The following is a 20920-nucleotide window of genomic DNA, read 5'->3' as shown; positions in this document are numbered from 1 at the left end:
ACATCATCTTGTCTGTCTTCTAAACAGCGTGAGGCCTAAGCACTCACACTTATCGGTAATCTGTTTGTTAAAGAGCAAAGACGATTATTATAGCACGCCATTTCTTTTTGTCAAGCTACTTTCAAAATAAAAAGAAACTGCCTAAACCGTCAAAATACGCTGCCGAAGCAGCGAAGAACCGAACTATACGCACATCCGAAAATACTGTCAAACAAATATTGCAAGAAAAATATGGGAAATTGCTTATCATAATGTTTTATAAAATTTTATTTTTCGCACCTCCTAACAGTAAAACTAAAAAACTTATTTTACGTACATTCTTTCCTGATAAGTTTGTATATTTGATATGATGCCGCAGTTTTAAAACTTATCTATATCTTCTCCAAAGATAGGCGATTCCCATGTCTGTTTATACCAGTATTTCCGATGATGAAATGCGTACTTTTTTGACTGATTACGATTTGGGTGATTTTATTTCCTTAGTAGGGATTGCCCAAGGCGTAACCAATAGCAATTATTTTTTAACCACATCCCATGGCCGTTATGTGCTGACTGTGTTTGAAGTTCTGCAACAACACGAACTGCCTTTTTTTCTTTTGTTGAAACAGCATTTGAGTAAAGCCGGTGTTGCCTGCCCGGCACCTATCATGCGCAAAGACGGTCGTTTTGATTCTATCTTGGCAGGGAAACCGGCTTGTTTGGTCAGCTGCCTTCAAGGTGCGGATACGGGTTGGCCGACCATTGGGCAATGTTTTAACACAGGTGCGATGCTGGCCAAAATGCACTTGGCGGGCCGGGATTTTCCGCTGCATATGGAAAATCCCCGCCATGCCGTCTGGTGGCATGAAGCGGCAGATAAACTGCTGCCGGTATTAAATCAAGAAGATGCCGAACTCTTGCGGGATGAGATTGCTTATTTGGACAACCACCCCGATACAGGTTTGCCGCGCGGCATTATCCATGCAGACTTATTTAAGGATAATGTGCTGCTGAACGGCGACGATGTAGCGGGTTTTATCGATTTTTATTATGCTTGCGACGGCAATTTTATGTACGATTTGGCGATTGCGATCAACGATTGGGCGCGAACGGCAGACAATCACTTGGACTCTTCTTTAGAAGATGCTTTCGTTCGCGGTTATGAAAGCATCCGTCCGCTTTCCGATGCCGAACGTGCTTATTTCCCTACGGCCCAGCGTGCCGGCTGTATACGTTTTTGGGTTTCCCGCCTGTTGGATTTCCACTTCCCGCAAGAGGGGGAAATGACTTTCATCAAAGACCCGAATGTATTCCGCGATTTGCTGCTGACCTTCAGACGGCCTTAATCCTCTTAAACGGCAGTCTTGTCCCTTTTCCGCCGCTCGGAAAGAGTAAATTACCGAATATGGCCGTTACTATTTTTTAGATATTTCACTATACTGTTTCAGACGGCCCCGTCCTGCTTTTGAGGCCGTCTGAAAATGTTTTTCACACTGGAGAAACCGCTCATGAAACTCTACCGCTACCTCACCGGACCGGACGACGCCTCGTTCTGCCGCCGCGTTACCGAAGCCCTGCAAAACGGCTGGGAGCTGTACGGCAACCCCACCCTCACGTTCAACGGCGAACACATTATCTGCGGGCAGGCCGTCGTCAAGGAAAGCGACGGCGGCTACGACCCGGAAAAACCGCTGTCGGAATACTGACCGGACGCGCCGCCGGTTTTCGTTTTTGTTTTTCAGACGGCCCTGATGACGGTTTGAGGCCGTCTGAAACCCGTCCCCACGGAACCTATGCCTCCGAAACTTTCTTATTTCAACCTGTCGAACCTGCTGGCACTGGCGGTACTCTTTATCGTCAGCCTCTCCGTCGGCGTCGACGATTTCAGCTGACGGCACATCCTCTCGCTTAAAATCCTTAAAATATAAAGAACCCAAATACCATACAGCATATCCATCGCTTCAAAATATATTCGCTTTTTAAAGAAACGAATTACCTAAAAAATACGTACTTGATGATTTTGTTGAGATTGTACAGAAAATAGACTAAGATAGGATTATAAGAAAACTTGGGAACATTATTATCAGAACAAACTGTTTAGCGTATTCCCAACATACCCAAACAATGATGCTTTTGTTCCTATATATCCTTGCCGCCCCAATTACAGTCAAATATTTTTCAAAAGGCAGAATCGGAAATTCTGCCTTTTTTTCTCAATTCGGCGCATTTCCCTGCTGCGTTTCATTGATTTTGTTTTTCCGTTACAATCGGACGGTAGTTTTTAATAATCAGACCGTTTGACTATAAAGGAAGGCCGTCTGAAAAATATCCTGCTGACCGGAATAAGAAAAGGAACCCCAATGCCGCACAAACTCCTTCTACCCCTGCTATTACTCTTTCCGACTTCCGTTTTCGCCGCCGCGCCCGACGGCTCAACTCTAAGTTTGTTATGGGGTTTGCCGTTTGCCTTGATTCTGCTGTCGATTGCCACCGGTCCGCTGTTGTTCTCACACACTTGGCATCATCACTTCGGCAAAATTACCGCGTTTTGGACGCTGCTTTTCCTTATTCCGTTCTCGCTCAGCTATGGCTTGGGTTCTGGCATTTCTACCGTTATCCACGCTTTAGTGGACGAATACATTCCCTTTATCGCATTGCTGCTGGCACTCTATACCGTATCCGGAGGCATTTTAGTATGGGGCAACCTGCATGGCTCGCCTAAAACGAATACCACCATCCTCGCCATCGGCACCCTGCTGGCTTCCGTGATGGGAACGACCGGCGCGGCGATGTTGATGATACGCCCGCTGCTGAAGGCCAATGATAACCGCAAACACCGCGTACACGCCGTCATTTTCTTTATTTTCCTGGTAGCCAACATCGGCGGCGGCCTGACCCCGCTCGGCGACCCGCCCCTGTTCCTCGGCTTTTTGAAAGGCGTGGATTTCATGTGGACGGTACGCCATATGCTGATGCCCGTATTGATCAGCAGCACCGTCCTGCTGACCCTGTTTTATTTTCTTGACAGGCATTTTTACGGCAAAGAAAACGAAATCCAACCCCATGACCCAAGCCCGGACAGCCGTCTGCAAATCCACGGCAAACGCAACTTTGCCTTGCTAATCGGCATCGTCGGTACCGTATTGATGTCCGGCATCTGGAAACCCGGCATTTCCGTAGATGTATTCGGCAGCCATTACGAACTGCAAAACCTCATCCGCGACCTGCTGCTGCTGTCTATAACCGCCGTTTCGCTGATTATTACGCCGAAACAGGTTCGGGCCGGCAACGAATTCAACTGGGACCCGATAGCTGAAGTCGGCAAACTCTTCCTCGGCATCTTTATCACCATCACACCTGTTTTGGCCATCCTCAAAGCAGGCGAAAACGGTGCGCTCGCAGGCGTGGTCGCACTGGTGCACGACAGCTCCGGCCATCCGATTAACACCATGTACTTCTGGATGTCGGGCCTGTTGTCCGCCTTTTTGGACAACGCACCGACCTATTTGGTGTTCTTCAACCTCGCCGGCGGCGACCCCCACGTTTTAATGAACGGCCACCTGTTCCACACCCTGCTGGCCGTTTCAATGGGTTCGGTCTTCATGGGCGCGCTCAGCTACATCGGCAACGCCCCGAACTTCATGGTAAAAGCCATCGCCGAACAACGCAAAGTGCCCATGCCCAGCTTCTTCGGCTACATGGCCTGGTCGTTCGGCATTTTGGTTCCGCTCTTCCTGCTCCACACCCTGGTTTTCTTCGTGTGGCAGATATTTTAAAAAAACGGCAGACAACCTTTCGAGGCCGTCTGAAAACATCCACCGGCCGGACGGAAACGTCCGGCCGGCCTATCTTCCGATAAACCGCCGAATACGAATAACCAATGTAAATCAAGTGCGGCACATTTGGGCAAAGCCGGCAAACCTTGTTATCATCCCCTCCCTGCCTTCAGACGGCCTCCAATATATTAAATACATAATATAGGCCGTCTGAAACCCGCAACAGAAAGAACGACGACGCATGATCCGATACAGAATACCCCTGATTGCCGCCCTGCTCTTGGCAGCATGTACCGCCGAAAAGCCCGTAGAACCCGTAAACAGCAGGCACACCCTACCGTCCGACGTTTCCGGCGGTATCAGCCTGCCGACCGCCCGCAGCAGCGAAAACCCGGCAAAAACACTGAACGACTACGCCCTCTACGAAAACGTATTGCGCGCCGCCAAAACGGGCGACGACGTCCAGCCCGCCCAATTTCTCAGCAGCCAGAGCGACAGCGCGATGGGCGAAGCCGTCCGCAACGAATGGCTCAAAAGCCTGGCGCGGCGCGGCGACTGGGCAACCTTCCAACGCGAATACGCCAAACTCGCCGCCGAAGGCCGCAGCCAGGAAGTCGGCTGCTACGCCGAAAACCTGCAAGACACTGGCTTGGCGGCAAAACTCGTCCGCGAAACCAGCCGCCTGCCGCAAGGCTGCACCGCCTTAATCGAAACCCGAGCACGGGAAGGCCGTCTGAAAACCACCGATGCCTGGCGGCGCGTACGCGGCCTGATTGCCAACAACCAAACCACCGATGCCTCCCGTCTTGCCGCCGCCCTCGGCAGCCCGCTTGAAGGCGGCAGCGGGCAAGGCGCGCAAGAAAACCTCCTGCGCGGCATCATCGGCGCAAACGCACAAAAAAGCCCGGTGGCAGCCCAAAACCTGAGCAACCAAGAAAGCCTCTTCACCCGCGAACAGGCCGGATTCGCCTGGGGCGTGCTGGCGCACCGTCAGGCCAAAAGCCAAAACTTCGCCACCGCCCTCGAATACTACCGCCGTGCCGACCGCAACCAACTGACAAACGACCAATTCGAATGGTTTGCCCGTTCCGCCCTGAGGCTTCAAGACTGGGGCACACTGGCCGACATCATCACCTCCATGCCGGCCGAACTACAGGACAATCCAACCTGGCTGTACTGGCTCGGCCGCAGCCACGCCGCGCGCGGGGACAACGCCCGAGCCCAAGCCCTCTATCGTAAAGCAGAACAAAGCGGACGCAACTTCTACGCCGTACTGTCCGCAGAAGAACTCGGCAACCGCATCCGCACCGACAACAATGCCGCCGCTGCAAGCCGCCGTGACCTCGACGCCCTGGCACGCGACGGTGCCATTTCCCGCGCCCTCACCCTGTTCAAAGCAGGCGGCGGCGACCGCGCCATGCGCCGTGCGGCACAGGCGGAATGGCGTTACGCCACGCGCGGCTTCAACGAAGACACCAAGCTGGCCGCCGCCCAGCTTGCCTACGACAACCAATTCTACGAAATGGCCATCCACACCGCCGACAGCACCACGCACAAACTCAACTACAACCTGCGCTACATCTCGCCCTTCCGCGACATTACCGGCCGCTATGCCGCCGAAGCGGGCATTGACCCGGCATGGGTTTACGGCCTCATCCGCCAAGAAAGCCGCTTCATGCTCGGTGCACAATCCAGCGTCGGCGCACAAGGCCTGATGCAGGTTATGCCCGCCACCGCGCGCGAAATCGCAGGCAAAATCGGCATGGACAGCAGCGAACTCTACACCATGGACGGCAACATCCGTATGGGCACATGGTACATGTCCGATGCCAAACGCCGCCTGCAAAACAACGAAGTCATGGCCACGGCGGGCTACAACGCCGGACCCGGCCGCGCCCGCCAATGGCAGGCATCATCTCCGCTGGAAGGCGCGATTTATGCCGAAACCATCCCGTTCGACGAAACGCGCGACTACGTGAAAAAAGTGATGACCAACGCTGCCTACTACGCCTCGTTGTTCAAACAGGCAAACACCTCGCTGAAACAGCGCATGGGCGTCGTCCCCGGCAAATAAGCGCAGGAAATCATCTAAAAGGCCGTCTGAAAATCCGTTTTCAGACGGCCTTTCCATTTGAACACCCGATAAAACGTAAATTCGTCATTGCCCGTTTTGACAAATTTTAAATATTGAGTTACAAATCGATACAAGGCAGGCAGGATTCGGCTTTTCCCGTTGTTTTCAGACGGCCAGACTGCCGAATACCGCCTGCCGGCTAAGAAAAAAACCGATTGCCTTTTTTAGGAGAATTTATGTCTACCCCAAACCCGGCCAAAAAATTCTTCGGCCACCCAATCCAACTCTCCACCCTGTTCCACATCGAACTGTGGGAACGTTTCTCGTTCTACGGCATGCAGGGTATCCTGATGATTTATCTATACTACACAGCGAAGGAAGGCGGGTTGGGTATCGACAAAACGCTGGCCGGCGGCATCGTCGGCGCATACGGCGGTAGCGTCTACCTATCCACCATCCTCGGCGCGTGGTTGGCCGACCGGATTTTCGGGGCGGAAAAAACACTGTTTACCTCCGGCATCGTCGTGATGCTCGGCCACATCCTGCTGGCCGTCATCCCCGGCCTGTCCGGCCTGCTGTTTGGCCTAGTGTGCATCGCCTTGGGTAGCGGCGGCGTAAAGTCGTCGGCCAGCTCCATGGTCGGTTCGCTGTATGAAAGCGATGAAATGAAACCGCTGCGCGATGCGGGTTTCTCAATTTTCTACATTTCCATCAACGTCGGCGGTTTCTTCGGCCCCATCATTACCGGCCTGCTGCAAAAAGATTACGGCTTCCATTACGGTTTCGGTGCGGCCGCCGTCGGCATGGCATTTGGTTTGTGGTGGTATTCCCTAGGCCGCAAAAATCTGCCCCATACGCCCGCCCCCAATCCGCTGCAGCCGGAAAAAGTAAAAACCGCCGCCGCAATCGGCGTATTGATGATATTGGTTTTGGGCAGCCTGATCGCCACCGGCGCGCTGAACTTGGAAACCTTCCCGCAATTCCTGCTGGTAACAGTCATTCTGGCCGTGATTGCCTACTTCTCGCGCCTGCTGGGCAGCCGGCATGTGGATCAAGAAAACAAACGCCACATCATGGCCTATATCCCGCTGTTTATCACCATCTGCGCCTTCTGGGCGGTATGGTTCCAAGTGTACACCGTAGCCACCGTATATTTTGACGAAACGGTAGACCGCACATTCTTCGGCTTTACCGTACCCGTGGCATGGAAAGACTCGATACAGAGCATGTGGGTAGTATTGTTCTCCGGTGTATTGGCCGCCGTATGGACAAAAATGGGCAAACGCCAGCCGAAAACACCACTGAAATTCGCTCTGGCGATGCTGGTGGTCGGCGTATCCTACCTCGGCTTCGTGCCCTACATTTCTTCCGGCACACCGATGCCGATCATTATCTTCGCATTGGTACTGCTGTCCGTAACGATGGGCGAACTGCTGCTGTCGCCGATTTCCCTCTCCCTGGCCACCAAAATCGCCCCGCCGATGTTCAAAACCCAGATGGTGGCCTTGAACTTCCTTGCCCTCTCCATCGGTTTTACCTTGGGCGGTCAGTTGTTCAAACGGTTTTATGATGAAAAGGCACCACTCGATTTCTACTGGTTGCTGTGCATCATCGGTGTATCGGTCGGCATCGCGCTGCTGGTGCAGGTTCCCGTACTGAACCGTATGCTCAAAGGTGCGGATTAACATGCGCTTCAGGCCGTCTGAAAACATTTCAGACGGCCTTCCTCTGTTTTTTCAAAGGCATCCCATGAAACGCGCTATTCTCCTTCCCCTACTGCTCGCCGCCGCAACGGCGCAAGCCAATGACAGCACCGGCTTTATCGAAACCGGCGGCATCCAATATTTAAAAAATCCGCATATTGAAATGCAGAGCGAGGATTTGTACATCAGCCAGCGGCAAATCCGTGTGGCTTATTTGTTTAAGAATAATTCCACGCGGGACATCACCGAAACGGTGTTGTTCCCGCTGCCCGAAGTGGCGGCCGATTATGACGGCGATTTCGCCGACACGGCCGGCCTAATCGGCAGTTTCCGCATTTGGGCAGACGGCAGGGCCGTCAAGCCGCAAGCCCATGTCCGCGCTTATTTTGAAACAAAGGACGGCAAAAAGGCCGACCTGACCGCAGAATTGAAACGATGCGGGCTGTCCGATGACGAGTTGATGAATCCGTGGACGCAGAAGCACAATTACGCAAAATTGTCGGCCAAAATCAAGGCATGCCTAGCCCCGCAGGCGGCCAAACTCAAGCTGAAAGTCGATGACGACATAAGCGATTTCTGGTCGGCTCAGGTCGTATACAGCTGGAAGCAGACTTTCAAAGCCGGCAAAACCACCGAAATCAAGCATCAGTACGCCCCGCTTTTGGGCGGCAGCTTCGTCTACCCGCCCCAATTCGAAAAAGGCGGCGAAATGGACAAGGCCTACTGTATCAGCGACGACCTGCACCGGACGCTGGCCGACCCCAAGCGTAAAATGCGCTTCTATACCCAATTGGGCTACATCCTGACCACCGGCGCAAACTGGGCCAAACCCATCGGCAAGTTTACGCTGACAATCGAACGCGCACCCGGCCAGCTCGTTTCCATGTGCTGGGACAAGTCGTTGCGTAAAACCGGCCCTAACGTCTTCCGCGCCGAAAAATCCGACTTCCTACCCAAAAAGGACTTGGATGTTATTTTCTTCACCGCGTTGGAAGAAGTAAACGAATAAGCCGAACCGAACAGGCCGTCTGAAAAACCGAAACCCTGCTTTCAGACGGCCCCTCCACCCATCCAATCCGCCGCCGAAACGGCGCGCACGCAGAAAGGAACAACTCATGAACCCCGCCGCCCAACGCCTTGCCAAACTCCGCCAAACCATGCGCGAACACAACCTAGACGCCTGGATTATCCCGTCCGCCGATCCCCATTTGTCCGAATACCTGCCCGAACACTGGCAGGCGCGGGTGTATTTTTCCGGCTTCACCGGTTCGGTCGGCACCTTGGTCGTTACCGCCGACAAAGCCGGCCTGTGGGCGGACAGCCGCTATTGGGAACAAGCCGCACACCAGCTCCAAGGCAGCGGCATAGAATTGCAGAAAGTCGGCGAAGTCGCGCCCTACACCGACTGGCTGGCTGCCGAACTGCCGGACGGCTCGGCGGCGGGCGCAGCGGCCGACATGCTGTCGCTGACCGCCAAACGCCAGCTTGAAACCGCCTTCGCCGCCAAAAACATCCGCCTAGACGTATCGCGCGACATCACCGACGCGGTTTGGGCCGACCGCCCCGCCCTGCCGCAGGAAACCGTTTTCCCGCACGACGCAGCCTTCGTTTCCGAAACCGCCGCCGCCAAACTCGCCCGCGTGCGCGCCGCCATGAAAGAACAAGGCGCGGCCTGGCATCTGATTTCTTCGCTCGACGACACCGCATGGCTGACCAACCTGCGCGGCAGCGACGTACCGTACAATCCCGTGTTTCTGTCGTATCTGCTCATCGGCACCGATTCGGCCGTATTGTTTGTCGATGAAGCCAAGCTGAATCCGGCATCGCGCGCGCTGCTGGCCGAAGCGGGCATCACCACCGCACACTACGCCGCCGTGCGCGAAGCCTTGGCCGGAATTTCAGACGGCCTGCTCGTCAACCCCGACAAAACCGCCGTCAGCACGCTGCAACTCATGCCGTCTGAGAACCGCCTGATTGAAAACATCAACCCGTCCGCCCTGTTCAAATCCGTCAAATCCGCCGCCGATTTGGACCATGTGCGCGAAGCCATGCGGCAGGACGGTGCGGCACTGTGCGGCTTCTTCGCCGAATTCGAGCGCAATCTGGCCGACGGCACCGCCATGAACGAGCTGGACATCGACACCATGCTCCACAAATACCGCAGCGCGCGCCCGAACTTCGTTTCACTCAGTTTCAACACCATCGCCGGCTACAACGCCAACGGCGCGCTGCCGCACTACGCCGCCACGCCCGAAGCGTTCAGCGACATCACCGGCAGCGGCCTGCTGCTGATTGACTCGGGCGCGCAATATCTGGGCGGCACCACCGACATCACCCGCGTCGTCCCCGTCGGCGAAACCACGCCCGAACAAAAACGCGACTACACGCTGGTCTTAAAAGCCCATATCGCGCTGGCCGAAACCGTGTTCCCCGAAAACATCGGTTCCACCCTGCTCGACGCCATCTGCCGCAAACCCCTTTGGCAGGAACAATGCAACTACGGCCACGGCACGGGACACGGCGTGGGCTACTTCCTGAACGTGCACGAAGGCCCGCAGATTATTTCCTACCTCACACCCGCCAATCCGAACCAAACAATGAAGGCAGGCATGATTACCTCCAACGAACCCGGCCTCTACCGCCCGGGCAAATGGGGCATCCGCATCGAAAACCTCGTCGCCAGCCTGCCCGTGGCATCGCCGCAGGAAACCGAATTCGGCAAATTCCTGCATTTCGAAACCCTCACCCTCTGCCCGATAGACACGCGCCCGATAAACCTGTCGCTGATGACGGCCGAAGAAATCCGCTGGCTCAACGCCTACCACGCCGACGTGCGCGAAAAACTGCTGCCGCTGGTAGACGGCGAAGCACGCGACTGGCTGCTGCTGCGGACAGAGGCCGTCTGAAAACGGTAAAGGCCGCAATAAGTTGAAAGGCCGTCTGAAAAACCCGTTTTAAGGTTTTCAGACGGCCTCTTTGATGTCGAAAGCCATGCAGGCTCAATACCCTGCTTCTTCCAGCTGCAAAAACACCCGATAGTAATCCTCCGTCGCAGCATCGTCGGCAACGGACTGCCCTGCTTTGGCCAGATAATCGCGGGCCAAACGGCGGCTTTCTTTACCGAATCTACCGTCGGCCTTAATCTTGTAACCGCCTGCCTGCAAACGGCGTTGGATATACAGCACCTGCTCTTTTTGCGCAGGCAGTTCCATCCTTTCGGTATGATTGTCAGAAGGCCGGCAAAGACTGCCGAAATCCCGTTTCAGCTTCGCAAAAAAACTGTTTCCTTCGAATTCCCCGTTTTCAGACGGCCCCAACCACCCGTCCGCCTGCCTGCACGCCGCCTGAGTTACCTCCAAGGCCAAACGGCCTTCGCTTTTCGGCAGCCAATCCTGCGAGGCGGCAAAACCGTAGGCGCAGGCCGCCATCCATACAAGGAAGCCCCAGCCGAACAATTTTCCGAATGCCTCCGCATTACGCATCTGCTGGCGGTAGGCAGGCGGTACTTTGCGCCTCTGCCAGGCCACAACCACCATACTGAGCAAAGAAGCCGCAATACCGACAGCTAACAGGATCAGCAGGAAAGCCAATCCGCCGCCCAGTAATGTTCCGAACGGCTTCGCGGCAATATTCTGTTCGGCATCCCATTCCTGCAGCAAGGCCAGATAGGCCAAAACCGGCAGGCCGGACAAAATCCATACGGCCGGAGAATAGGCGGGAGACACTTTATCGATGATCAAGTTCAGCACATTGGCCAGCCGCCCTGCCATTTCCGTACTGATAAAGCCTTGGCAAGCCGTCTGAACGGCATGGCCGGTATCTTCGTCCTGCGCCGTGCGGCAATCCGCGATTTTACGCATAGCATCATCCAAAACCGGCTGTCCGGCATAGCGGCTGAAAAACGCCACCGCATCCTTTTTGCCCAATTTCCGCTTTCCGGACAAATTCGTCTGCAGGAACGCCAGCTCGTCGGCAAACAAATCGTCGAACACGGTCGGCCGCACATAGGGATACGGCGGATTGGAAAACGCATGACAGATATACGTCTTCCCCTTCAGCCCGAACGGCAGCATGACGGCGGTGCTGATACCGGCATACGACATCTGGTGCATCTTTTCCCCCGCCTGCTCCCCATTCAAATCGAACGGGATTTTCTCGCCGCAAAATTCCGCCCCCGACCGGGCCAGCAAATCGCTCAACGCCTGAGGGGCAAACCGCGTATCCGCAGCCACCTCGTACGACGGCACGGCCAATGCCTGTATTTCTCGGACACGGGTAAAAAAGCCGTAGCCCGAACAATTGCCGCATTTTTCCCTGCCGCTGCCCGAACACGAACCGCACGTCCTGTATCCGCTGCCCCAGCAACCGCCGCAGCTTTTGTACACCGTCCGCGTACCCCGGTATTGGCTGTTGCCGTCATATACCGGCACCTGCTCGGCATGTTGCCCCGAACCGCCGCACCAATGACACCGCTCCCGCCCCGATCCTTGGCAGGAGTGGCATGAGATATTGCCTTTGCCGTGGCAGGATTGGCATTGCTCATGCATGGAAAACGGCCGGAAAGTATGGAAAGCCGTTTCCCGCCCCGATTCGGCCACACCTTTCCCGCCCGCAGCACGCAGCCTGTCCATAAAGCCCGCCCGCAAATCCGTATCGCAGGCCGCCCGTTCCGACAATTCGCCGCTGTGCCGCGCAAATGCCGCGCCGTTGTAACCGAAATGGTCAGCCATCGAAACATCGCCCGCCGTTACGCTGTCCTCCATCCTGCCGAAAAAAGACCACAACACAAACAAACGGACACGAAAATCCTCCGCTTCATACACCCCGGGTACAACGTCATCCGCACGCGCCTGATTGCCGTCAATCAGATTGCGCAACCGAAACAGCAGAATGCCCGCCAACTCATCATGTTTTCTGTTATCACTCATTCATTCCCCCTGAAAACGCCCTGCCAGAAACCACGGCCGCGCAATTATACTCACCGGCGCCGAATCGCGCCGCCCGTTTCGCACTATAATCCCGCCCGTTTTAATCCATTCTAGGAATCCCCATGATCAGCCGCCTGACCGGAAAACTCATCGAAAAACAGCCGCCGCAAATCGTCATCGACGTAAACGGCGTGGCCTACGAAGCCGACGTTTCCATGCAGACCTTCTACAACCTGCCGCCCCTGAACGAAACCGTGCAGCTCTACACCCAGCTCGTCGTGCGCGAAGACGCACACCTGCTGTTCGGCTTCGGCACGGCCGCCGAACGCGCGACTTTCCGCCAACTGGTCAAAGTAAGCGGCATCGGCGCAAAAACCGCCCTGGGCATCCTGTCTGCCATGACCGCCGACGAACTGGCGCAGGCCGTGGCGCAGGAAGACGTCAAACGCCTCTCTTCCGCTCCGGGAATCGGCAAAAAAACCGCCGAGCGCATGATACTCGAACTGCGCGGCAAACTTTCCGGTAGTACCGTTTCAGACGGCCTGTTTGCCCAACCGCAGGCCGCCGACGAAACCGACGACATCATCGGCACGCTGCTGGCCCTGGGTTACAGCGACCGCGAAGCCCGCGCCGCCGTCAAAGGCATCGCCCCGGGAACGGAAGTGGGCGAAGGCGTACGTCTGGCCTTGAAAAACCTGCTGAAATAAGCTGCAAAGCAATAAAAACACAACAGGCCGTCTGAAAATACCGTTTTCAGACGGCCTTTTTACATTCGGCCATAGCGGCAAACATCAATAAAAGTTTCCTTCAGCCGATTGAAAGAAACTTTTCTTTACTTGCATTACTTTTAATAGCATAATAAATAAAAATTATTATCAGGATATGACATGAAACAAAAACATCTGGCCTGGCTGCTGATGGGCGGCCTTGCATCGGCACCCATTTTCGCGGAAACCTTGGCAGACCCTGACGAAATCCAGCCTGTCAAAACCTTCTCGCCCCCCAAGCCCGTTGCGCCGACCGCAGCTCAGGGCTACTTCCCCGAAAACCAATTCGACCATACCGACCGCAGCGATCATTACTTTATTACCGAAAACATAGACCAAGCCTTCCGCCCGCTGAAGGCAAACAGCGGCTTTTACGGCAAAAGCTTTTACAACTCCGTTACCGCGCAAGCACGCGGGGCGAAGGTGTACGGCGTAGCCAACCTCAATCACACCAAGGCAAACGGCTACAAAGACGGCGGCGGGCGCGATACCGATTGGAAATACAGCCGCTTCAATCAGGCTTTGGTACTCGGTTTCGTGCCGTCTGAAAATCAGGAATACCGCCTCACTTATCTGCACGACGACATCAACAACGACCGCCAGCCGCAGTTCGTCAACGATGCATTGGATACCGAACGCCACATCGCCAAACTCAACGCGCGTTGGGGCAATGCCGATTTGAGCAATACGGTCAGCGCGGAAGCAGGCGTCATCAAACTCAAACGCCATGCCGACAATTACTCCCTGCGCCAAAACAACACGCCGCAGCAAGTATTCGTAGAGCTTGACCGCAAAGTGTATGATTTCTCGCTCAAACACGACGCGGACTTCGGCAAGTTCCACAACACGGCCGCCGTCAGCTACCGCAATGACAGCCAAAACGGCGAACGCAACACCCACACCGCCATGCGCGACTTCCTCAACGGCTACCGTTTCGCCGATGTGCACATCGACCGCTGGCGCATTGCCGATACCTTGTCCTACAAATTCAACGACCAACACAAACTAGGCTTGGGTTTGAGCTACGAACTCAACGAAGCGGACGTTCGCAAAAATACGGCGCAACCCGCCCATCCGATGAACCGCAATCTCGCCTTCGCCTCGGCGCAGCAAATCTGGAAAACCCATTACGGCTACGACTTCAACGGCAAAGTGCGCCGTCATGCTTTGTCGGGCGAACTCAAATACGATTTCACGCCGTCTGAAACGCAAAAATACAGCGTTTCCCTCGCACATTTGGAACGCATCGGCGACAACACCGAACGCTTCAACTCGCTTGCCGCCATCGTGCAAAACCGCATGAACGGCGCGTTGATGAACCAAAATCCGGCCGCCGCCATCGCAGGCAACCCCCTGCTGAAAACCGAAAAACACAACCGCATCAAGCTCACCGCCGACAGCCGCAACGACTACTACAACGGCTACATGAACTCGTTGGCAGGCGCGGGCTGGAACGTAGGCGGCACGCTTGTGGCGGACAAAGTCAAAGACCTGATTATTTTTGACCGCGCACGCGGACAACGCGGCACGGCCTCCAAAGGCAGCGGCATCATCACACGCAATGTCGATGCGCGCCTATTCACCGCGCAGGCATACGCGCGTTACAACTTCAATCCGCATTGGGCGGCAGGCATCAAAGCCGCCTACAACTACGGACACAACGAAACCGACGGCAGGCCGCTTTATCAAATCCGTCCGTTTGAAGCCGCCGTCCAAGCCGACTACAAAAACTACTTTGCCCACGGCAGCTACAACATCGGCGCGGCGGCACGCTTTGTCGCCAAACAAACGCGCGGCGATTTTGACGCGGCAAGCGGTTTGGGCATAGACAAACGCGAAGCCGCCAAAGGCTTTACCGTTGCCGACGTGTATGCCGGCGTAAACATCAAAGACAAATACGGCTTGCGCCTGGGTGTGAACAACGTATTCAACAAAAAATACGCCGAACACATCAGCGGCGACCACGTTCTCGCCCTGTCGCCCAGCGTAGTGTATGCACCGGGCAGGACATATTGGTTGAGTTTGCACGCGGCGTTTTAAAATCAGGCCGTCTGAAAGAATGCCTGCATTGGCTTATTAAGAATTAGGAGATAAAAAATGGATATGAAAAGACGTGATTTCTTAAAAATGACCGCCGCGCTGGCTGCGGCAGGCGTTTCGCCTTCGCTGTTGGCGGCGGGGAAAGAGCAATTTACCATTTACGGCGCACCGGCGATGCCCAGCGTCACCATTGCCGTAGCGGCGTTGCAAGGCAAGCTGGCGAAGCAGGCGGATGTGTCGCTGAAAATCTGGCGTTCGCCCGACCAACTGCGCGCAGGCGTAGCGAGCGGACAATTTAAAGTAATGATGAGCCCGAGCAATGTCGGCGTAAACCTGCGCAACCAAGGGCAGAAAGTCGGCATGGTCAATATTTTGACCAACGGCATCACGCAGCTGATGTGCAAAGGCAGCGCGATTACCTCGCCGCAGGATTTGGTCGGCAAAAAAATCCTCGTGCCGTTTAAAAACGACATGCCCGACATCGTGCTGCAAGCCTTGTTGAAAAAACTGAAAATCGACGCACACAAAGTCGGCATCACTTACACCGCCACGCCGCCCGAAGCGGTGGGGCTGTTTTTGAGCAAGGACTACCACGCCGCCATCCTGCCCGAACCGATGGCAACCGCCAGCATGCTCAAAGGCAAAACCATGGGCGTAAACGTCGTGCGCAGCTTTGATTTGGTGAAGGCATGGGGGCAGGCGTTTGACACCAAACCGCTGATTCCGATGGCGGGCATCATCGCCAACGAAGAATATTTCCACGCGCACAAAGCCCAGTTCGACATCTTCCATCAGGATTTGAAAAACGCGCTCAACTGGATACTGGCCAACCGCCAAAGCGCCGCGAAAATCGGCAAAAACTACCTCCCCGCCCCCGAACCCGCCCTAGTCATGGGCTTGGACGGCGCGCGGCTGACGGTAACCAAAGGCAGCGAAGTGAAGAACGAGATTTTGAAGTTTTACGAAATCCTGATGCAGTTCAATCCGAAACTCTTGGGCGGCAAGCTGCCGGATAACGGGTTCTTCTTGGCTTAAAAGAGGAGAGAGGCCGTCTGAAAATAGTGAAGTAGCCATGAAATCCGACTTGTCATTTTCAGACGGCCTATAAGGACATTATCAGCAGCGTAGGTCGGATTCTTGAATCCGACATTTCGGCTAAACGGGGCTGTCGGATACGAGTATCCGACCTACTTTTTTCAGACGGCCTATCAGATAATATTCGAACAGTACACAAAAAGCCGTCATTCCCGCGCAGGCGGGAATCCAGTCTCTGATATTGCAGGAATGTTTTAAAATTGCAGCAACGTTAAACCTCTGGATTCCCGCCTGCGCGGGAATGACGGCGGGTAGCAGCGTAGGTCGGATTCTTGAATCCGACATTTCGGCTAAATGGGGGCTGTCGGATACGAGTATCCGACCTACTTTTTTCAGACGGCCTATCCTTGCCAAAACATAACGACAAACCAACACCTAAACCATGATTAAAACCGACAAAATCCGTAAACCGCAGCCTGCGGTGTTTTACATCATCGACTACCTTTGGAGCGGCTTTGCCGGTCTGAGCGTGGCGATGGTGGTGGTGGCGTTGTGGGCGTGGGGCAGTGCCGTGTTCGGCGGGTTTATGCTGCCTGCGCCGGTGGAGGTGTTTCAAAAGTCGTTTGATTTATTGAAACATTTTCAGGAAAACGAAATCGGGATTTCGCTGTGGCGGTCTGTGGTGGGTATTTCGGTTGCGCTGGTAGCGGGACTGGCAGCGGGGCTGGTGGCGGGCAGTTTTAAGACGGTGATGGCGTTGCTTAAGCCTGTGATTACGGTTTTGTTGGCGATGCCGCCGATTATTTGGGTGGTGATGGCGTTGTTTTGGTTCGGTTTCGGCAATCCGAGCGTGTTGTTTACCATCATTGTGTTGGTTGCGCCGCTGACGTTTGCGAGTGCGGCGGTCGGGATGGCGAGCGTGAACAAGCAGCATGAGGAGTTGTTTGACGCTTATAAATTAGGCCGTCTGAAAAAAATCCGTTATCTGTATATCCCGCATCTGACGGGCTATGTGATTTCCAGCATCGGCGTGGCGGTGGCGATGGGAGTGAAGGTGGTAATTATGGCGGAACTCTTGGGCGCAAGCGAAGGCGTGGGCGCGCGGATTGCGGATGCGAGGGCGATGCTGGAGACTTCGACGGTGATGGCTTATGTGGTGCTGGTTATCGTGTTTGTGTCGCTGTTTGAATACCTGATTACCAAGCCTTTGGAAATTTTATTTATGCCGTGGAGGAGATGATGCTCTGTCTTGAAAACGTGCGTTTTGAAATTCTCCGCGACCCCATCGTGCGCGATTTCAGTTTGAATTTGCAACATGGTGAAGTGAAGGCTTTGTTCGGGCCGAGCGGCTGCGGTAAGACGACGGTTTTGCGGCTGATTGCGGGCCTGGAAACGCCGAAATCGGGCACGATACGCAATACTTTCCGTAAAACGGGTTTTCTGTTTCAGGAAAACCGCCTGCCGGAAAACCTGACCGCGATGCAGAATATCTCCATTTTTATGGGCAAACCCGATGAAGGCGAAATCATCGCGCTGGCGGCGAAAGTCGGGCTGACTGAAGGCGATTTGAACAAATATCCGACCGAGTTGTCCGGCGGTATGGCGAAACGGGTGGCGTTTTTGCGCCTGCTGCTGTGCGGCTGCGACCTTGCCTTGCTGGACGAGCCGTTTGTCGGTTTGGACCGCGATTTGCGCGATATTTTGGTTGCCATGCTGGTGGAAAAAATCGAGCGGCAGGGCATGGCGTGTATGCTGGTAACGCACGACCGCTTCGAAGCCGCACGCCTGAGCCATGAAATTATGCTGCTTTCCGCTAAGGGCATGAACGTACAAAACGTGATGACCCTGCCCACGCCGCTATCTGAACGCGATTCGGCTTTTGAAGAGGCAGTCGTGGCTAGGGAGTTTCAAGGGATTCATTATTATGAGTGATGAGGGGATTTGAGTGTCTGACAAACCTTGCGGTTCGTTGCCCTCTCCCTAACCCTCTCCCACAGGGAGAGGGGAGCAGGTTGCTGAAAATCAGAGGGCGCAGGATTGAGAATCAGATGGCGGGTAAACCTGAAAATGCTCGGACTCGACAGCCCAATTCCCTCTCCCCGTGGGAGAGGGCTAGGGAGAGGGCAAGCAAGCCGCAGGCTTGCCTCTTTAGCGAAAGATACGAATCTGTTATCCGAACGCGATTCGGTTTTTGAAAAAGCCGTGGTGCCAAGGGAGCAGGGGATTCATTATGAGGTGCTTTATGTTTTCGACTGTGATTACTGCTGCTGTTTTATATATTGCTACAGCAGTAGATTTGTTGGTAATACTATTAATATTTTTTGCTAGAGCAAATACTAGAAAAGAATATCGAGATATTTATATCGGACAATATTTAGGTTCTGTAATTTTAATATTAGTTAGTTTATTTCTAGCTTTTGTTTTGAATTATGTTCCGGAAAAATGGGTGTTGGGTTTATTAGGTTTAATACCGATTTACTTAGGTATTAAAGTTGCTATTTACGACGATTGTGAGGGCGAAAAAAGAGCTAAAAAAGAATTGGATGAAAAAGGGTTATCAAAATTAGTCGGTATTGTTGCTTTGGTTACAGTTGCTAGTTGTGGTGCAGATAATATTGGACTTTTTGTTCCTTACTTTGTGACTTTAGATCTTGTCGACTTATTAGTTACTCTTCTTGTATTTTTAATATTGATTTTTGTTTTAGTATATACAGCACAAAGATTGGCTAATATTTCAGGTGTTGGTGAAATTGTAGAGAAGTTTAGTCGTTGGATAATGGCTGTTATTTATATTGGTTTAGGGTTATTTATTATTATTGAAAATAATACAATTCGAACAATAATATCAATAATATGAATGATACGGGCATTTGAGTATCTGACAAACCTTGCGGTTCGTTGCCCTCTCCCTAACCCTCTCCCACGGGGAGAGGGTTAGGGAGAGGGCAAGCAAGCCGCAGGCTTGCCTCTTTGGCAAAAGATACGGCCCTGTCCGCCCAATAAATCCATATCAGAAAGCATCTTCATGCAGAATCAAGCCAAGTCATGAATAAATTTTTCACCCACCCCATGCGGCCGTTTTTTGTCGGCGCGGCGGTGCTTGCCATACTCGGCGCGTTGGTGTTTTTCATCAGCCCCGGCGCCATCGTCCTGCACCGCCAAATCTTCTTAGAACTCATGCTGCCTGCGGCATACGGCGGTTTCCTGACTGCCGCCATGCTCGAATGGACGGGTTATAAAGGTCGTCTGAAACCCGTTTCCACCGTCTTGGCGGCGTTGTTGCTTGCCGCATCCGTCCTACTGCCGTTTGCGTCGCAAACCGCTTCGTTTTTCATCGCCGTCTATTGGCTGGTGTTGCTGCTGTTCTGCGCCTGGCTGATTTGGCTCGACCGTAACACCGACAACTTTGCCCTGTTGATGCTGCTTGCCGCGTTCACCGTTTTTCAGACGACCTATGCCGTCAGCGGCGATTTGAACCTGTTGCGCGCGCAAGTGCATCTGAACATGGCGGCGGTCATGTTCGTATCCGTCCGCGTCAGCGTCCTTTTGGGTGCGGAAGCCCTCAAAGAATGTCGTCTGAAAGACCCCGTATTCATCCCCAACGTCGTCTATAAAAACATCGCCATCACCTTCCTGCTGCTGCACGCCGCCGCCGAACTTTGGCTGCCCGCGCAAACCGCTGGTTTTACCGCGCTCGCCGTCGGCTTCATCCTGCTCGCCAAGCTGCGCGAACTGCACCATCACGAACTCCTGCGCAAACACTACGTCCGCACCTATTACCTGCTCCAACTCTTTGCCGCCGCAGGTTATCTGTGGACAGGCGCGGCGAAATTGCAAAACTTGCCCACCTCCTCGCCCCTGCACCTGATTACCCTCGGCGGCATGATGGGCGGCGTGATGATGGTGTGGCTGACTGCCGGACTGTGGCACAGCGGCTTTACCAAGCTCGATTATCCCAAACTCTGCCGCATCGCCGTCCCCATCCTCTTCGCCGCCGCCGTCTCGCGCGCTGTTTTAATGAACGTGAATCCGATATTCTTCATCACCGTCCCTGCGATTCTGACCGCCGCCGTGTTCGTGCTTTATCTGTTGACGTTCGTACCAATCTTTCGGGCGAATGCGTTTACGGATGATCCGGAATAATGAAGAGGCCGTCTGAAAATCGGATTTTATAGTGGATCAAAATAAAAAATGCCTGCCATCGTCATTCCCGCGCAGGCGGGAATCCAGACCGTCGCATAACAGCCCTTTCCTATCAATTCCTGAAAACCCAACCACTGGATTCCCGCCTGCGCGGGAATGACGATACAGGGTGTTCTTATTTAAATTGACTATTAAGACAGCCACCCTACCAATCCATGACAAATAACTGACAAAATCCGTCAACTGCCGCCCAGCGTCCCTTCCAACCTGCCCCGAAACGTCAAATCTGCCGTAAAAATACACCTGTCATTCATGCCAGCCATACTCCAAATACAATTTATATAAAAAATAAAACTTAAAATAAACAAATTGTTAAATAAAAAAATAGCTGAAAATACTCCGTTGGCACAAGCTTTGCTTGATACATTTCATCCGCAACAGGCAACGCCAAAAAGCGAAGCCTGAAGCAAATTGA

Annotated in this window: 16 protein-coding genes; 15 read left to right on the top strand and 1 reads right to left on the bottom strand. The window is 53.9% G+C overall.

Features of this window, described 5'->3' with window-relative positions; translation table 11 throughout:
• Nucleotides 1–401 precede the first annotated feature (401 nt).
• The 8 genes from thrB (at nt 402) to ACTHSL_RS05255 (ending at nt 10438) form a co-directional block, all read left to right on the top strand.
• Nucleotides 402–1325 carry a homoserine kinase gene (gene thrB / locus ACTHSL_RS05290; RefSeq protein WP_440380614.1) on the top strand — a complete coding sequence of 308 codons (924 nt, stop codon included), beginning with the start codon at nt 402–404 and terminating at the stop codon, nt 1323–1325.
• A gap of 135 nt (nt 1326–1460) precedes the next feature.
• Nucleotides 1461–1685 carry a DUF1737 domain-containing protein gene (locus tag ACTHSL_RS05285; protein WP_440380613.1) on the top strand — a complete coding sequence of 75 codons (225 nt, stop codon included), beginning with the start codon at nt 1461–1463 and terminating at the stop codon, nt 1683–1685.
• A gap of 87 nt (nt 1686–1772) precedes the next feature.
• Complete coding sequence (locus tag ACTHSL_RS05280) at nt 1773–1871, top strand: iron ABC transporter (RefSeq protein WP_440380612.1); 99 nt, start codon at nt 1773–1775, stop codon at nt 1869–1871.
• A gap of 468 nt (nt 1872–2339) precedes the next feature.
• On the top strand, nt 2340–3755 hold the full coding sequence (locus tag ACTHSL_RS05275) for a sodium:proton antiporter (RefSeq protein ID WP_440380611.1): 1416 nt from the start codon (nt 2340–2342) through the stop codon (nt 3753–3755).
• 241 nt (nt 3756–3996) lie between these two features.
• Entirely contained in the window at nt 3997–5829 is a 1833-nt protein-coding gene (locus tag ACTHSL_RS05270) for a transglycosylase SLT domain-containing protein (RefSeq protein WP_440380610.1), read from the top strand.
• A 236-nt stretch (nt 5830–6065) separates the two neighbouring features.
• A complete protein-coding gene (locus ACTHSL_RS05265) occupies nt 6066–7514 on the top strand; it encodes an oligopeptide:H+ symporter (RefSeq protein WP_440380609.1) in 1449 nt (482 codons plus the stop codon).
• Between the two features lie 64 nt (nt 7515–7578).
• Nucleotides 7579–8541, top strand: coding sequence for a DUF4424 family protein (locus tag ACTHSL_RS05260; protein ID WP_440380608.1), 963 nt, complete (start codon nt 7579–7581; stop codon nt 8539–8541).
• A 106-nt stretch (nt 8542–8647) separates the two neighbouring features.
• A complete protein-coding gene (locus ACTHSL_RS05255; RefSeq protein WP_440380607.1) occupies nt 8648–10438 on the top strand; it encodes an aminopeptidase P family protein in 1791 nt (596 codons plus the stop codon).
• A 93-nt stretch (nt 10439–10531) separates the two neighbouring features.
• Here ACTHSL_RS05255 and ACTHSL_RS05250 read toward each other — a convergent pair whose 3' ends face one another.
• Nucleotides 10532–12460 (bottom strand): hypothetical protein, encoded by a 1929-nt coding sequence (locus ACTHSL_RS05250; protein ID WP_440380606.1) that lies wholly within the window; start codon nt 12458–12460, stop codon nt 10532–10534.
• A 122-nt stretch (nt 12461–12582) separates the two neighbouring features.
• On the opposite strand from ACTHSL_RS05250, the gene ruvA reads away from it, so the two are divergent.
• The 7 genes from ruvA (at nt 12583) to ACTHSL_RS05215 (ending at nt 20445) form a co-directional block, all read left to right on the top strand.
• The gene (gene ruvA, locus ACTHSL_RS05245; protein WP_107993922.1) at nt 12583–13167 is read left to right on the top strand and encodes a Holliday junction branch migration protein RuvA; all 585 of its coding nucleotides are present in this window, start codon (nt 12583–12585) and stop codon (nt 13165–13167) included.
• Nucleotides 13168–13347: 180 nt separating this feature from the next.
• On the top strand, nt 13348–15267 hold the full coding sequence (locus tag ACTHSL_RS05240) for a TonB-dependent receptor (protein ID WP_440380605.1): 1920 nt from the start codon (nt 13348–13350) through the stop codon (nt 15265–15267).
• 57 nt (nt 15268–15324) lie between these two features.
• Nucleotides 15325–16302, top strand: a complete 978-nt coding sequence (locus tag ACTHSL_RS05235; RefSeq protein WP_440380604.1) for an ABC transporter substrate-binding protein — start codon at nt 15325–15327, stop codon at nt 16300–16302.
• A gap of 442 nt (nt 16303–16744) precedes the next feature.
• On the top strand, nt 16745–17542 hold the full coding sequence (locus tag ACTHSL_RS05230; RefSeq protein WP_440380603.1) for an ABC transporter permease: 798 nt from the start codon (nt 16745–16747) through the stop codon (nt 17540–17542).
• Nucleotides 17542–18234 carry an ATP-binding cassette domain-containing protein gene (locus ACTHSL_RS05225; protein ID WP_440380617.1) on the top strand — a complete coding sequence of 231 codons (693 nt, stop codon included), beginning with the start codon at nt 17542–17544 and terminating at the stop codon, nt 18232–18234. Before ACTHSL_RS05230 ends, ACTHSL_RS05225 begins: the two co-directional genes overlap by 1 nt.
• Nucleotides 18235–18544: 310 nt before the next feature.
• Entirely contained in the window at nt 18545–19159 is a 615-nt protein-coding gene (locus ACTHSL_RS05220; RefSeq protein ID WP_003703682.1) for a CadD family cadmium resistance transporter, read from the top strand.
• 188 nt (nt 19160–19347) lie between these two features.
• The gene (locus ACTHSL_RS05215) at nt 19348–20445 is read left to right on the top strand and encodes an NnrS family protein (RefSeq protein ID WP_440380602.1); all 1098 of its coding nucleotides are present in this window, start codon (nt 19348–19350) and stop codon (nt 20443–20445) included.
• Nucleotides 20446–20920: the final 475 nt, after the last annotated feature.

Origin of the sequence: Neisseria sp. P0008.S010 (assembly GCF_051962715.1) — a bacterium.
Classification (GTDB): Bacteria; Pseudomonadota; Gammaproteobacteria; order Burkholderiales; family Neisseriaceae; genus Neisseria; species Neisseria elongata.
This window is presented reverse-complemented; position numbering and strand designations above follow the sequence as displayed.